Annotated in this window: 13 protein-coding genes; 4 read left to right on the forward strand and 9 right to left on the reverse strand. The window is 54.8% G+C overall.

Going from position 1 to position 15,311, the window contains the following annotated elements:
* Window positions 1–67 precede the first annotated feature (67 nt).
* On the reverse strand, window positions 68–913 hold the full coding sequence (locus tag VMS83_RS02230; protein ID WP_325409448.1) for an AAA family ATPase: 846 nt from the start codon (window positions 911–913) through the stop codon (window positions 68–70).
* Window positions 914–915: 2 nt separating this feature from the next.
* Window positions 916–2,877, reverse strand: coding sequence for an anaerobic carbon-monoxide dehydrogenase catalytic subunit (gene cooS / locus VMS83_RS02235; protein ID WP_325409450.1), 1,962 nt, complete (start codon window positions 2,875–2,877; stop codon window positions 916–918).
* 265 nt (window positions 2,878–3,142) lie between these two features.
* Here cooS and VMS83_RS02240 point away from each other — a divergent pair, with 265 nt between their 5' ends.
* Window positions 3,143–5,233, forward strand: a complete 2,091-nt coding sequence (locus tag VMS83_RS02240; protein ID WP_325409452.1) for a DUF4013 domain-containing protein — start codon at window positions 3,143–3,145, stop codon at window positions 5,231–5,233.
* An 84-nt stretch (window positions 5,234–5,317) separates the two neighbouring features.
* Window positions 5,318–5,938 (forward strand): Yip1 family protein, encoded by a 621-nt coding sequence (locus VMS83_RS02245; protein ID WP_325409454.1) that lies wholly within the window; start codon window positions 5,318–5,320, stop codon window positions 5,936–5,938.
* Between the two features lie 120 nt (window positions 5,939–6,058).
* Here VMS83_RS02245 and VMS83_RS02250 read toward each other — a convergent pair whose 3' ends face one another.
* The 7 genes from VMS83_RS02250 to VMS83_RS02280 are packed head-to-tail and all read right to left on the reverse strand — an operon-like array spanning window position 6,059 to window position 13,965.
* Entirely contained in the window at window positions 6,059–6,577 is a 519-nt protein-coding gene (locus tag VMS83_RS02250; RefSeq protein ID WP_325409456.1) for an NADH-quinone oxidoreductase subunit NuoB, read from the reverse strand.
* 12 nt (window positions 6,578–6,589) lie between these two features.
* On the reverse strand, window positions 6,590–8,182 hold the full coding sequence (locus VMS83_RS02255) for an NADH-quinone oxidoreductase subunit C (RefSeq protein WP_325409457.1): 1,593 nt from the start codon (window positions 8,180–8,182) through the stop codon (window positions 6,590–6,592).
* Window positions 8,182–9,663 carry a proton-conducting transporter membrane subunit gene (locus tag VMS83_RS02260; RefSeq protein WP_325409459.1) on the reverse strand — a complete coding sequence of 494 codons (1,482 nt, stop codon included), beginning with the start codon at window positions 9,661–9,663 and terminating at the stop codon, window positions 8,182–8,184. The genes VMS83_RS02255 and VMS83_RS02260 overlap by 1 nt, the downstream gene beginning before the upstream one ends.
* A complete protein-coding gene (locus tag VMS83_RS02265) occupies window positions 9,660–10,352 on the reverse strand; it encodes a hydrogenase subunit (protein ID WP_325409461.1) in 693 nt (230 codons plus the stop codon). The genes VMS83_RS02260 and VMS83_RS02265 overlap by 4 nt, the downstream gene beginning before the upstream one ends.
* On the reverse strand, window positions 10,349–11,290 hold the full coding sequence (locus tag VMS83_RS02270) for a respiratory chain complex I subunit 1 family protein (protein WP_325409463.1): 942 nt from the start codon (window positions 11,288–11,290) through the stop codon (window positions 10,349–10,351). The genes VMS83_RS02265 and VMS83_RS02270 overlap by 4 nt, the downstream gene beginning before the upstream one ends.
* Window positions 11,287–13,236 (reverse strand): proton-conducting transporter membrane subunit, encoded by a 1,950-nt coding sequence (locus tag VMS83_RS02275; protein ID WP_325409465.1) that lies wholly within the window; start codon window positions 13,234–13,236, stop codon window positions 11,287–11,289. Before VMS83_RS02275 ends, VMS83_RS02270 begins: the two co-directional genes overlap by 4 nt.
* Window positions 13,237–13,287: 51 nt before the next feature.
* Window positions 13,288–13,965 carry a GNAT family N-acetyltransferase gene (locus VMS83_RS02280; protein ID WP_325409467.1) on the reverse strand — a complete coding sequence of 226 codons (678 nt, stop codon included), beginning with the start codon at window positions 13,963–13,965 and terminating at the stop codon, window positions 13,288–13,290.
* 354 nt (window positions 13,966–14,319) lie between these two features.
* Here VMS83_RS02280 and VMS83_RS02285 point away from each other — a divergent pair, with 354 nt between their 5' ends.
* Both VMS83_RS02285 and VMS83_RS02290 read left to right on the forward strand, forming a co-directional pair.
* Window positions 14,320–14,619, forward strand: a complete 300-nt coding sequence (locus tag VMS83_RS02285) for a hypothetical protein (protein WP_325409469.1) — start codon at window positions 14,320–14,322, stop codon at window positions 14,617–14,619.
* 52 nt (window positions 14,620–14,671) lie between these two features.
* Entirely contained in the window at window positions 14,672–15,229 is a 558-nt protein-coding gene (locus VMS83_RS02290; RefSeq protein ID WP_325409471.1) for a ferredoxin domain-containing protein, read from the forward strand.
* The last annotated feature ends 82 nt before the right edge of the window (window positions 15,230–15,311 follow it).

Consider the following 15,311-nt stretch of genomic DNA (forward strand, 5'->3'; position numbering starts at 1 on the left):
TGATTTTTCAGCGGTCTCCAGTATTTGCCGTCACTGAATGCCCGCTGAAGATAATTATCTTCATGGATTAACGGGCCGGCGGGGACCAGCTCTCGCAGCGCCCTTCAATGGCCGCAACAAGAGTCCTGACATTACCGATAAAAGCTGAATCGCTTCCAAGGAGCGCAGTAACAGAGGGTTCGGTCCGGTGTACCTCGGGATCGAAAGGAAGGACGATGGTCTGCGAAAACTCCGCAACGCCTCCATCACTGCCACAGACATTATGGGCGGTGTTTGTACCCTCTGCCCGGTTGATGACAAGGATCACATTCCCAATCCCCAGCTGGTGCGCGAGTGCTGCGGATTTTCTGGCTACGGAGACCGCATTATAGGTATGATCCGTTACCACCACGGCACAGGTAAAGCCTTCTGCCACGGCCCGCCCGAAGTGTTCGAGGCCGGCGGCTGTATCAAGGATAATCACTTCATCGTCAAGGAGCCGCATATGCCGGAGGATGGCGGCAAGCAGGGTATATTCCGGGCAGAGACATCCCCCCCCGGCCTCTTTTACGCCACCCATGATCAGGACACGGATGTTCTTTCCTGCCGGGACGGAAAAGCGTTCGACTACATCACTGACGTCCGGGTTAAGGGTCAGCAGCCCGCCCGGGGAGAGATCCGGCCCGGCACCGGTCTTTTCGCGGAGATAGGCGGTACTCTCTGATACCGGGACAATCTTTTCTGCCTTCTCCTTGGGGATCCCAATCGTAGCCGCAAGGTTCTGCTGGGGATCCCCGTCAATTGCAAGGACCCGTTTCCCCTCCCCGGCAAAGAGCCGGGAAAGGAGTGCCACAAGGGTGGTCTTTCCCATACCCCCCTTTCCGGTGACAACGACCCGGATCCCCTTCTCCCTGGGCCGGCTGCCGGCAGGCATCTTCAGATCCCCAGGCCGGTGCGTTTCTTCTCGATGTGATCTGAGATGAGACCGGTTGCCTTAACCGGGTCCGGCTCTACGGCAAAGCTTGCGTTCACTGCACCCTTGAGGCCGTCAGTCAGGAGCGAAACCACCGGGGGGCTTCCCGAGATATGTGGCATCACGCCGAGCACGGTGTAAACACCCGAGGCAACGAAATATGCCCCAATCGAGACCGCTTTCTGTGAGTACCATTCCGGTGCAGCCCCGGCGATCGGCAGCTTGTGGATCGGGACATTGAGTGCATTGCCCAGTTCAGCGGCAAGCACAAGGATACGCGAGTTGTCCACGCAGGAGCCCATGTGGAGCACGGGCGGGATCTTCAGGGATTCGCAGACTGCCCGCAGGTCATCACCGGCAAGGGCAGCAGCAGAGGGCATGAGCAGCCCGGCTTTTCCGGATGCAATCGCTGCACAACCGGTCTCGACGCAGAGAATATTCTTTTTGATCAATGCTTTCGTAAGCTCCACGTGGCCGTAATCCTGTTTCACGTGCGGGTTGTTGCAACCGACAATCCCGACAGCACCACGGATCTTGCCGGCCGCGATCAGGTCGATGAGCGGCTTGAACGACCCGCCCAGCGCCTTTTTGATGGCTTCATTGGAAAAACCGGTCATGAGCGGGACCGGGCTGCCCGGGATGTTAACCCGTGCCGGGTTCCTGTTTTTGAAATTCTCGACAGCCATCCGGACAATTGCCTTTGCCGTGACAAACCCTTTGTCCGGGGAGAAATCAAAGAAGTACGACCCGGGAATTTTGGCTTTGGAACTGGTGGATATGATAAGCGTGTGGAAGCAGCTTGCGGTACGGGGCAGTGAGGGGAAGATACACTGGTAATCAACGATCATTGCTTCGAGCGCCCCTGTCATGATGATCAGTTCCTGGTTGAGATGGTTCCCGGAGATCGGGACTCCCTTTCTCATCAGGAGTTCACTGCCTGTACAGCAGAGTCCGACCAGGTTGATGCCCTTGGCACCGTTCTTCTTTGCCAGTGCCACCAGTTCGGGATCTGCTATCGCTTTTACCACCATCTCGGAGAGTACCGGGTTATGGCCATGTACCGCGATGTTGACATGGTCCGGCTTGAGAACTGCAAGGTTTACCTTCGACTCCTTGATGGTTGGTGTCCCAAACAGAACGTCAGAGACATCGGTCCCGAGCATTGATCCTCCCCAGCCGTCCGAGAGGCTGCAGCGCAGGCCCTGCAGGAGGATGTTGACATAATCGGCCCCTACGCCCATCTGGATCCGGTGCATGCAGTCCACCACCTCGCGGTCGATCCCCCGGGGGGAGATACCAGCGGCATCCCAGACATCCTGCGTGGCTTTCGGCGCCCGGTTAAGGCATTGGAGCGTGTTTTTGATCATGCCGTACTCTTCGAGCATGGCGCGGCCGAGTTCGGCAGCAAGTTTTTCATTGCTTTTGCCTTCCAGAGCGATGTTGTACTCTTTTGCGAGTACGCGCAGTTTGTCCGGGTCAGCTATGCCGTAATCCGTTGTCTTTCCCGTCCCGACAAGGTAGAGGGTCTCGACTATGTCGCGCCCATGGTCGGAATGGGCTGCTGAACCGGTCGCGATCATATCCAGCAGGTTCCGGGCAACGATTAGGTCTGCATCGGCCCCGCAGACACCACGGATGCGGTGGGGCGGGATAATCCGGCATGGCCCCATCGTACACCTTGAGCAGGAGATCCCCGCTTCGCAGTACTTGCAGGGTGGCTGCTGCATCTCGTACCGGTCCCAGACCGTTTCGAGGCCTTCCTTCATGGCCATCTCAAGAACAGGTTTGGCATTCTCGTCGATCGTGCGCTCCTGTTTCTTCTGCTCGATGAGCGCAGGGTTCATCAGGGACATCCGGGCCCGATCCAACTCACAGACATCGAGCCGTTCCCGGACCAGTACTGGTTTGGGTTCCTTTTCTGCCATCTCTCTCACTCCATCGCTGTTCGATAACTGGTAATTTTTCAAGGGGGTATATACTCTTTTGGTATGGGACAAGAGGCAGGTTACCGGGTGGATAAAAAACCGAAAAGATCACGGATGTGATCCTGTCATGGCCGGGTTTTCAGGATCGTCTCTTTTGACACTGGCAATGAGGTGTGGCTTTCTGCAGTCAGGTATCCGCCTGCGCTCCGGATATCAAAAGATATGGATTTATAAATAAATCAAATATATTTATTCCCGGTAAACAATGAAATTCGGGCAAATTCTCTCAGGATCCTTGCATTTTACCCGTGAAACACTGATCGGCCGGTGGACACGGTGGTTAATTCTTATCCTCCTCGGTCTGCCGTGGCTGATCCTGTACTATATCATCGACAGCCTTGGTATCATCGACGGTTCGGTCATCCACTGGGATCTGGTTCCCTGGCCTCTTGTCGCGGTGCTGGTGGTCATCGGTATTGTGGGTTCATTTTTTGTTTCCGGTTACGGAGTCAGGCTCCTTCGTGGCGGGAGCGAGCCTCCCGGGTTTGATAACTGGTCCCGGCTTCTCGTGGAGGGCATCAAGCTGGATATCCTCCTTGCGCTCTGGATCATCCCGGTTCTCCTGATCCTTCTTGTCCCTCTCCTCTTCCTGCTGGGCGGGATAACTACTGCTTTTTCTACCGGTGGGATGGGATTTCTTTTCCTGATCCCTGCATTTATGATCGTTGACGTCGGGGTGCTCATTTTTGCGATTGTATACAGTATCATCGGTTCAATACGGTATGCCCGGACCGGAAGCATCGGCGAGGGGTTTGCTTTTACTGAGATTAAGGCAGCCATCCGCAGGATCGGACGGTTTAACTACCTCATTGCCCTCATTATCCTCCTCATTGCCGGTATCGTCTTCTTTGTTATCACCAGTCTCCTGCATTTCATCCCTGCGGTCGGAAAATATATTGCGTTCTGCCTTTCCCCGGCCCTCTCGGTTTTCCAGTACCGTTTCCTGTCCGAGGTCTATGATGCACAGGGACCCGGCCCGGTACCGGAAACACCTGTTCCCTCCATCGGGGAACCCCGGGCGAAACGATCTCCTGCCTGGAATGTCCTCAAATGGATCGGTACGGCAGTAGTGGTCCTCGCCATCCTGTGCGTCCCGATCTACCTGACAACCGGCTTTAATCTGCCGGTAATCCCCGGGGTCCCCGCTCTTACCAATGCGGATCTGCAGCAGGCCCAGAACGATGATATCAGCATCTATGGCAACAACAGTTATTTTGCCGATCCCCAGTTCACCCACGATGGTGCATCCATTATTTTCATTGAGACAATGTTCCCTTCCGCGAAACCTCAGGGTGCTGCGTTCAACAGTTCATCTCTCCAAAGCAATATCTGGATTATGAACCGTAACGGTGACCACCAGACGCAGCTCACCGTGCAGAACGATATATCAGAAGTCTTTGTTGACCCGGCATCGGATAAGATGGCGTATGACCGGTACGCGAATGGGAATATGTCCATTTTCATCAAGAATGATACCGCATCCCACCCGTTGCATATCGCAGGGCCGTTCCCGTATCAGTACTTCTCCTCGTGGAGCCGGGATGGGAACCGTTTCGCCGCGACCGGCCTGAACCTGTCGGACACTCCGATGACCGAAGTCATGCCTGACGGGAAGAGCGCTCCTTCCCCGACAGGGACGGAATGGACATGGCTTTCGGTGATGAACGCAGACGGAAGTTCACCAAAAACCCTTGCAAAAGTCAGCACGGGCCTGCTCTCCCTCCGCACGGAGACCTCATGGAGCCCGGACGGGATCCATCTGGTGGCCCCGATCTATATGCCCAACAATTTCGGGCTTGCCGTGATCGATACCTCTACCGGGTCAATTCAGGCTATCACCTATGCCGTGGGCCAGAAAGGAGACAAGTTTACCCGGCAGGAGGATACCTATCCACGGTGGAGTCCTGCCGGAAACTGGATCGCATTCATCCGCAAGGGAGATGTTTATGTGGTAAAACCGGATAGTACCGGCCTTACCAACCTCACCGCTGACGGGACTATCAATGCTATCGCATGGAGCCCCGATGGTTCCCGATTGGCATTCTCCGCGGATCACTACCTTGGCGTCATCAATCCTGATGGTACCAACCTTATCCGGATCTCAAATATCCAGCCCGGCTTTATGTCATGGAGTCCCGACGGCCAGACGCTTGCCTATGCCCCGGGAATCGGGGTAAGGATCCGGGTCATGACACTCTCGCCCGGTGTCATCAAGATGGGGGAGTTCGAGACAGACCAGATGGAAGCCATGGCAAAATCCATGGCAACCCCGGCCACTTCCACTTCCACTTCCTGATTTTTTTCTGCAGCTAATTTCTGTTCCTTGACAAAATGCGGGCGCGAAAAACCCATTTATTGAATGACACTGATTAGATCCTGTATGGTTTATGCACTTTCTGACCTGCTCGTCCATCCTGCCAGGTTCTTTGGACAAATCAACCAGGACCCCCCGGATTTTCCCGTTCCCTTGTTTATCGTGGGGTCGGGCGGACTGATCTCCCTTTTTACCCCCTATTTTATCTATGCCCTCTTCCCGCAGCAGGGCGTAGTGAATATTATTTTCTCTCCCTACCGCGTGGCATGGGAACTGGCAGCCCCATTTATTGCATGGTTTCTTCTCTCTCTTGGATTATTTCTTCTCTGCCGCATCTTCTCGGGCACCGGGAAGTTTCCGGCCACCCTGCAAACGGCCGGTTATGGTATGCTGCCCCTCACGCTGATTGCTATTATGGCACTGGTCACCAGCCCCCTCTCCCTCACCGGTGTGGCCATGACGCTCTCCCCGGACCTGCAAATGTTTGTTCTGTACACCGAGATCGTGCTTTATCTTCTGCTGGTAGCCTGGAGCATATATCTCTGGACGTGTGCGATGGAAAAGACCCATGCACTTTCCCGGGGAAGATCGCTTGCCGCTTCTGCCATTGTCGGCATCCTGTATGTCTTCTGGGCACTGGCACTCTTTCGGATGGTTATGATCTTTGTCTTCAGTCACCTGCAGTGAATGAGGAGGGCCCATGAGATCGTAAAGAGTGAGAAAAGATCGTGATCCCGTTTTCGTCAGGGTACAGGATCACTGGAATCCTGCATCCCTGTCCACAATCTGTTTTTGCGGGAAAACCGATCAGCCTTTTTTTGCAGCCGTCCGCATCAGGGCAAGGAGGCCCGTAAGGATCTGGAGGGGTGTCGGTGGATTGCCCGGTATTTTTAGATCCACCGGCAGGAGTGCATCAGCTCCGCCCAGAACCGCATAAGTCCCACGGTAGATCCCGCCATCGCACGCATCATCGCCAACGGCTACAACGAACTTGGGTGAGGGCATGGCATCATACGTTTTCTGTGCTGCAATTGCCATGTTGTGGGTAATGGCGCCGGTTACCAGCAGGACATCAGCATGCCGTGGCGAGGCAACAAAGGAGATGCCGAACCGTTCCACGTCATAATACGCGTTGTTTAAGTTGTTTATCTCGATCTCTGCCGCGTTGTCGCTGCCTGCATCCAGCTCCCGAACCGCAAGGCTTCGCCCGAACCGCGCATCGATCTCTGCTTCGATCTCGCGGCCGATCTGCTCGATCTCATCATCCTTTAAGGGAAGATTTCCGGTCACTTTCTTTTTAATCAGGCAGGAAAATGCATTTACCATCGCGTCTCACCCTTAAAGATCCGTCCCCGCATACGAGAGGTTCAGGCTCTTGTTGATAACCGGGAAATCGGCAATGATGTTGCCCGGTGCAGCGTGTTCTATGGCAGGCCAGTTGCAGTACGATGCCGTCCGCACCTTGTATCTCCAGACGGTACCGTTCCGGATCTCCACCCAGCAGAGGTTTTCTCCCCGCGGCCCCTCCACGAGCGCCAGAGCGGCACCGTCACAGACCGGGTCTGTACTTCGAATAGGGCCGTCCGGCATGGTTGCCAGTGATTTCTCGATAAGGGAAATCGAATCAAGGATCTCCGCAGCCTTAACCGTGAACCGGGCGAGGACGTCACCATCATTTAAGGGACGGGGCATGGGCACAAGACGATCGTAGATCCCGTACGGGTGATCCACTCTCACATCCCGGCCGCTGCCGGAGGCTCGTGCGACCGGGCCGGTAATGTTGAGCGGAGAAAGAAGCGGTTTTCTGATGATCCCGGTCCGGGAGAACCGGTCGATTACGGAAGATGTGGAGAGGACAATGGCGAGACCGGTCCGGAATTGTTTTTTAAACCGCTCAAGGTACTCGCGGTACAGGGCGAGCGTAGCGACTGGAATATCCCTGCTGACCCCTCCGGGGCAGATCATGCCACGGAGGAAGCGGGAACCGGTCATCTTCTCGTGCTCACGGAAGATCTCTTCGCGCAGCACGGTAAACTGGCTGGCACCGAGGGCAAAGGCGACATCGGTCAGCATGCCGCCAAGATCGCCGAGATGAGAACAGATCCGTTCCGATTCGCAGAGGATCGTCCGGATATGCCAGGCCTGGTCGGGCACGAATATGCCTGAGAGCCGTTCCACCGCCATACAGTACCCGGTCGCATTTGCAGCAGATTCATCCCCGCTCACCGCTTCTGCAACCCGCACGCATTCTGCAGGGTCTTTTCCTTCTGCCAGCTTCTCGATGCCACGGTGGGTGTAAAAGAGGCGGACTTCGAGATTGAACACCGTTTCCCCGATGACGCTGAAACGGAAGTGGCCGGGCTCAATGATGCCGGCGTGGACGGGCCCGACAGGTACCTGGTACACCCCGTCCCCGTGCATGTTCTGGAATATGTACTCGTCCGCCGGATCGATCGTTTTAAGCGTCGAGACCGGCGCGTTGGCAAATGCCTTTTCCAGCGGGTGGAACCCGGCAGGATACACCTCGTGCAGGACAAGGCGCCGGGTATCGAAGGCTCCCTCAAATTCGATCCCGTACATATCCCGGCACTCCCGCTCCGGCCAAGAGGCCGAGGGATATATCGTAGCAACGGAGGCTGCCCGTTTTCCCGTAATTTCCGCCTGGAAGACAAGGATGCTTTTCCCGTGCGAGAAAACATACCGTAGCATGTATCCTTCCCCTTTGAAAACGGGGGTGGCAAACAGGCCGATCAGGACAAAATTCCATGTCGCAAGCGCGGGAACGAGCCGGAAAATCTCATCATCATCGAGATGAACAATACATTCGCCGCTGAACCCGGGCGTGATCCGGGCGGACACACCGGCAGCGCCAGCAATTTCTCGTACTGCTGCAATGGTGGCATCATCATTGGGCATATCCGTTACACTCATCAGAACCTCAGCTCCGTTACGACCTGCGTAATAAATGCATATCCTCCCGGCGGAAACATCAGGCCAAGGATAAGCACCAGTGCAAGGAGGACCACAATGGGTAACTTCATGGAGAGCGGGGTCCGGTAGGGAACAATATCACAGGTCTCTCCAGGCGGGATGACCTGCCCGAACATACTGATCACGAAATACCCGAGCGCTGTGGCCGCAATAAAGAGCAGTACCAGGACCAGCGCGAGCACCCACAACGAGAACGATCCGAGCGAGAGCAGGATAAAGAACTTGGAGAAGAACGCAAGGAACGGAGGTATACCAATAATTGCCAGTCCTCCCAGAACAAATCCCCACGCGGCAAGCGGTTGGAACCGGAAAACATCGCACATCTCATCGGGTGCATCCGCCGAGATGTGGCTCCGGTACTGCCGGTGCAGTATGCCCGCCGAGAAAAAGAGTGAGGCTTTGGTGAATGCATGAGCAATCACCTGGACAAGCACCCAGAAGATCGCGAGCGGTGTTGCGATTGCAATACCGACCAGCATAATACCCATGTTCTCGATGCTCGAGAACGCGACCAGTTTCTTGAGGTTCTTTTCAGGAAGCATCGAGATCGCCGCGATAGCAATTGACAGGATGCCGAAGAGAAGGATGACCGGTGTGACATCTGTTGCAGCGCCGGTTTCGTGGACAATAGCAAAAACCCGTAAGATCCCGTAGATCCCCACGTTGAGGAGTACTCCCGACAGGACAGCACTCACTGCTGATGGCGCCTTGGCATGGGCCTCGGGGAGCCATGTATGGAACGGGAAGATGCCGGATTTTGCAGCAAACCCGATGAAGATAAAGAGGAATGCCGCGATTGTCATCCCGTGCGGGAAAGCGGCGGCATGGGCCATGAGCGCTGTCCAGTTGAGCGTGCCGGTGCCAAGGACTGACCGTGAGATTTCAAAGAGGAAGATGAGGCCGATAAAGGCAAAGATCATCGCCACCGAGGCAACGAAGATGTATTTGAGCGCCGCGTCAATGTTCTCCCGTGCCGAGAGGATGGCGACAAGCATGGCGGAGATGATGGTTGTCATCTCGGCAAAGATCCAGAAAAGTGCGAGGTTATCCGAGAAGAAGGCAAGGATGATGACCAGTTCAAGCAGGCACCATGCGGCATAGAAGAGCTTCAGGCTCCCTGCTTCGAGTTCGTGGCTTGTCAGCAGGTTGCCCACGTATCCCCGGGCATATACGGCCGCGAGCACGAAGATCACGGTTGCAATAAGGACCTCCAGGAGTCCTAGGTGATCGATGAAGAAGTAGCCGCTGCCTACGATGAATGTATTGACCGGCACCTGCACGAAGAGGAGGACGTACAGGGCGATTGCTGCAAAGACGATGGCCTGGCCGACGGCGGCTGCATTCATCTGCCCATGGGTACGACTGATGGCAACCAGCACGATCCCCACCAGCGCAGTAAGTACAAAAGCCACGAGGATCATGAGGATTCCTCCTGTTCTTCCCAGAGGTAAAACCGGTGGAGCCGGTTATGGTACTCCTCGAGCGTGGAATCGATTCCGACCGTGAGGATGGTGGTAAGGAGGATGAGGATTACCAGATCGATCACAATTAAAAATTCGATGATGAAGGGAAGTTCCGTGGCAAAGAGCCCGAAGAGCAGAACACCGTTTTCCATTGAGAGGTATCCGAGCACCTTGGAGATCGCTTTCTTTCGTGAGAACATCACCATCATGCCCATCATGACCAGCGAGATCCCGATCACGGCCCCGAAGAAAAAGAGGCTGCCCTGCGGTGGTGTTTGGGAAAGGATACGGGAGAGCGTGATGTATACGACAATCATGAGGGCAAGCGAGATTAATAGGGAACTGGTCGGGCTGAGGAAATGGAACTCGATGTCCTGCGTTATCCGGATCTTTTCCTGGACGGTTGCGATGAAATACGGGATAACGATCACTTTGAAAACCAGCGTGAGGAGCGCTATGGCAAGGAGGATCGCAGCATTCTCGTACCAGGCCAGGGAGAGGGCGATGGCAACAAGGGCCAGTGACTGGAGTGCGTAGACCTTAACCAGTGAAATAAGGTTTTTCGTCGTGATGATGTACGCGGACGTGATGATCACGCAGACAAAGAGGATCTTGATGATACCGTCAAAGAATGCGGGTTCACTCATGCGAACACCTCGATAATAATGATGAGGGTCGAGAAGAAGAACGCCATTGCAAAAAGGCTGGGCAGCCGGAAGAACCGCATCTTTGCCATGGAGGACTCAAAGAGGCCAATCACCAGTGCAAGGATAACACCTTTTACCACAAAGAAAGCAAGTGCTGTTCCGATGGCTGCCGGTGTAAGGACGGTTGCTATCCCCCACGGGACGATCAGGTTGATGACCAGCGCCATCAGGACCAGCTGCTTGACCGCTGCTGAGAGCTCCATCATTGCGAGGTTCCTGCCTGATTGCTCGAGGATCATACCCTCGTGAATCATGGTCAGCTCCAGATGGGTCTCCGGGTTATCAACCGGAATGCGTGCAGTCTCTACGATCAGGATGATGAAAAGCGAGATCCCCAGGAGTATGAGCGTCGGGGTCACCGGTGTGCCGGTGGATGCAGCAACACCGACCATATCGATAATGTTGAGGGATTTGAAAACAAAGACAAGTGCGGCAAAGACGATGATGGTCGTAGGCTCGATGACCGCGGCGATGCTCATCTCACGCGAGCTTCCCATGCCGCCAAATGTGCTTCCGGCATCAAGACCGGCAAGTGCCATAAAGAACCTGCCAAGCACGAGCAGATACAGGAAGAGGATAATGTTCCCGATTCCTCCGGACGGGACTGTTACATAGACAAGGGGTACAAAGAGCGAGGCAACAAGGATCGCGGCTATGCAGACCCACGGGGTGAACCGGGTGATCCCTGATGCGTCCGGCGAATAGAGCACCTCCTTTTTGAGCAGCTTGGCAAGGGTGTAATATGTCTGAAAGACTGACGGCCCCTGCCTCCCTTGGGTCCAGGCCTTCACTTTTTTTACCAGGCTCACAAAGAGCGGGGCAATGAGCACCCCACAGAACGTATTGATGATGCCATAGAGAATGAACTCGTAACTCATGCGGTCACTCCCAAAAAGATGATGACTGCGACCACCGCGAGGAAGACATAGAGGAGATACGTGTCAAGGCAGCCGTTCTGCATACGTGCGATCACTCCTGCGACACGGGTTGCATTGCGGGCAACAGGGAGATACAGGTATTCCTCGAAGAACTTCAGGAGCCGGATTTCTGCAGTTCCTTCGGCGAAGATACAGTCATGCTGATCGTAATATTTCTTGGTGGCCGTCTTTTTTGTCCGGTACAGCGAAGCAAAAATCGTGACAATTGGCTCTGAGAAGCCATGGCCGGTGTACTCTGCTGAGGAAGAGAGCGAAAGCGAGCCGCAGCCCCAGGTCTCGCTGATCCTGATCCTGTGTGACGCGGTGAAATACAGGACAATATAAGTCAGTGCACCCATGAGCAGGAGGAGGACGCTCACGACCAGAAGGTCCGGAATGGGGAGTATATAGCCAAAACCGGTGAGGATCTGGTATGAGAAAACACCGAGCACCACACAGGCTGCAGCAAGAAGCGCCGGGCCGGCAAGCATCGTCCATCCGGTTTCGTGCGCCTGTTCACTTGCCTGTGAACGTGGGCGGGCAAGGAAGATAGAGCCGAAGGCCTTGACAAAGCAGGCCGCGGAGAGGGCACTGGTCAGCGCAAAGAGGGCAAGACAGATAAAAAGGAGGATCTTGATAAGCGGGTCGACGAGAGTGACCGATTGAAAAAATGCGGTGTAAAGCAGGAGTTCGCTTGCAAACCCGTTGAGGGGGGGAAGGGCAGCAATCGCGGCCGCTCCTGTAAAAAAAAGAGCAGAGGTTACCGGCATACGGGAGGCAAGGCCTCCCATCTGTTCAATATCCCGGGTTCCGGTGGCATGCACCACAGAACCTGCAGTAAGGAACAGGAGGCTCTTGAAGAGAGCGTGGTTAAGCGAATGAAAGAGGGCCGCTAGCAGGCTGATGGTTGCAAGGAACGTAAGGCCGGAGCAGGAGAAGATTACAAAGAGTCCGATGCCCACAAAGATAATGCCGATGTTCTCGATGCTCGAGTAGGCCAGGAGGCCCTTGATATCATCTTCCTTGATTGCATATATTATGCCGAGAACTGCGGATGCGATACCGGCGCAGAGGATCAGAACACCCCACCAGAGATCCGGGGTGAAGACTGCGATCAGGAACCGGAGGAGACCGTAGACCGCGATCTTGAGCATCACGCCGCTCATCAGTGCCGAGACCGGGGTGGGGCTTGCCGGGTGGGCATGGGGAAGCCACTTGTGGAACGGGATGATTCCTGCCTTGATGGAGAATCCTACAAAGAGTGCAAGGAACGCAGCGGTAACGAGGGGTGTGGCGCTGGCTGCAACATGCGCCGGGGAGATGGCAAAGGAACCGGTGGCGAGGAAGAGCGCAACAAATCCCAGCATTATAAAAAGAGTGGAGAGCTGCGTCATCACAAAGTAGAAAATACCGGCCCGGGTGGTCTCGTGACGGGTATATTCATACGTGACCAGCAGGAAGGAGACCGCGGCCATCAGTTCCCAGAAGAGCAAAAAGGCAATTGTGGTGGCCGAGACGACCACAAGCACCATTGCAAGAACGAAGAGCGCAATGCACGCACAGAAAAAGTTTCGCCGGCTGCCACCCTCCAGGTGCTCAACATAGCCGATCGTGTAAAGGGAGACACAGGTTGCGACGGCACCGATCAGGACAAGGAAAAATGCCGCCAGGCGATCTACGAAAAATGAGACAGATATACCGGGGAACGGCTGCCATGCAGGGAGCAAAAGGGGGATACCTGTGACCAGAATAAACATCGCAAGGGCAACGAGGAATATTGAGGCCATACCAGTACATGCAAGCGAGAGTGTACGTGCGATCCGGTTATCCCGTGCCGCGCCGGCTAGAGCAATAAACGTACTAATAATGAAAAGGAGGATCGCGATCCAGAAGAACAGTTCTACCATCGGCAAGTCTCCCTGTCCAGCCGGCTGCAGGTTCTCGTCCCTTCGGCACCGCTACTCATGCCCGCCTCCAGGAACCCGTGCAGGATCACGCTTCATCGGCACGGTCCCGCTTCCGGGACGAGTGGTCGCAGACCGGATGGAGGCCGGAAGGTCAGGCAGCTGAACTATCACAAACCCCATCTTCCGATAGAAATCTACAAGATCAGGTCTTGCATGCAGATACAGCGTTTCATTACGACCGCATTCTTCGATCAGCTGCTGCATGACCCTCTTTGCAAATCCCCGGTGCCGGTACTCTTCGAGCACGTACACACCATCCACCTCGCACCCGTCGGGATGGCGGGAGCAGCGGGCAACCCCGATCAACTGCGTACCGGAGAATGCTGCAAAGAGCCGGTCGGTGGCCATGTCTGTTTTCTGATGCTGGTCATGGATCCAGAGTTCCTCCTCGGCCCGGCGCATTTCATGCACGGGCAGCTCCCTGACTGCCACATCTCCGAAAGATGGCCGGGCTGCTACAACCTGGCTGATAGCGAGAATGTGCCGGCGGATCCTTGTAAGGATCCGGGGATGGAGCGTGACAAATCGTCCGCATTCCTCTCCGGCAAGTGCATAGAGCGTGAGCAGGGTGGCATCCTCCCCTGCAGATTCCGTTTGTGTTTCTGGTGACAGTACGGACGTATTCGCATTCTCCCCGCGTGATATCCACCGGAGCCGGAGGAACTTCACTCATCTGGCAAGGTGGTAAGAGTTTTCATAAGTTTTCCCTGATCCCGCTTATAGGTTTGCCCGTAAAAGTGATGGATAAGCAGGGTAGTGCTGTATCAGTCTCTGATGCTGGAACTATCTTTACTACTCTTTCAAACGGAAACGAGGCTGCAAAGATTATCCTGTCATGTGACTCATTGAACCCTTACTCGTAGTCTGTTATTTTCCGGGGCACAGAACGGTCTTTCATTGAACCGCATGGTTCAACCATGATACATTCCCCATACAAAAACAAACCCCGGCGATTTTTCCAATATATAATCTCCCCCGCTGATATTTGGATCAGCAGAACCTGCACCTGGAAGAATGAATGCCATGACCCGAATTGATGAAGTGATCCACCAGATTGAAACCGTGATCAATGATGAAGAATGCCCGGCAACACTCGGAGAATTAATGGTGATGAAGAGGATCCTTGCCGATATCACCCGGCAATATACCCGCCGGCAGGACAACGCCACAACCCGGCCTATGCACCTTTCGCACCGGATATTTCCCGGTGGTGTGTATGACTGCCTTCGTGACTACGAACGGCGCCGGTATATTCCGTACACCGCCCGGCCTGCCCATGGTTTTCGCTATGCCTTTCATGTGAATTACGGTACCGCCACCTGATCATATCTCCTGTGGCTCCTGATTTATTACTAAAAGAAGCCAATTTTGGGCTATGACCAGCGAATCGGATGCAGTAAAAACTGTTGCCGGGCTGATGGCTCTCGCCGCCCGGACCGCACCAAAAGCCTGTGGACTCGACTCGATAAAGATCGAGATCCTGATCGGTAAAGAACAGAAGGCGCTCGGAGATAACATTATCGCAGCAGCAAAGGAGACTGGTATGGATTTCCTCCGGATTAACGGGGAACAGGTAAAGGCAAGCGATGCGACAGTCCTTATTGGCGTCGAAGGGACCAAGACACTTGGTATCAATTGCGGCGGGTGTGGTTATGCAAGCTGCGCGGAAATGATACAGGCGCAGAAGGCCGGAAAGGGCAGGGACTCGGCTTATACCGGTCCCAATTGTGTACTCAAGATATCCGATCTCGGAATTGCTGTCGGCTCTGCAGCAAAGACCGCCCAAATTAACAATGTGGACAACAGGATCATGTACACCGCAGGATTCGTTGCCATGAAAGCCGGGCATCTTAAAGGGTGCAGTGTTGCTTACGGTATCCCCCTCAGGGCATCGGGCAAGAGCATTTACTTCGATGTCCAGTTCGGGCATTAATTATCTTTTTTATCGGCCGGGAGTCTGGAATTCATGCCTGTTCCAGCCGGATGAGTGGGTCCCTGAGGGAAAAAGTGAAATA

It is taken from the genome of Methanoregula sp. (assembly GCF_035543475.1).
Lineage (GTDB): Archaea > Halobacteriota > Methanomicrobia > Methanomicrobiales > Methanospirillaceae > Methanoregula.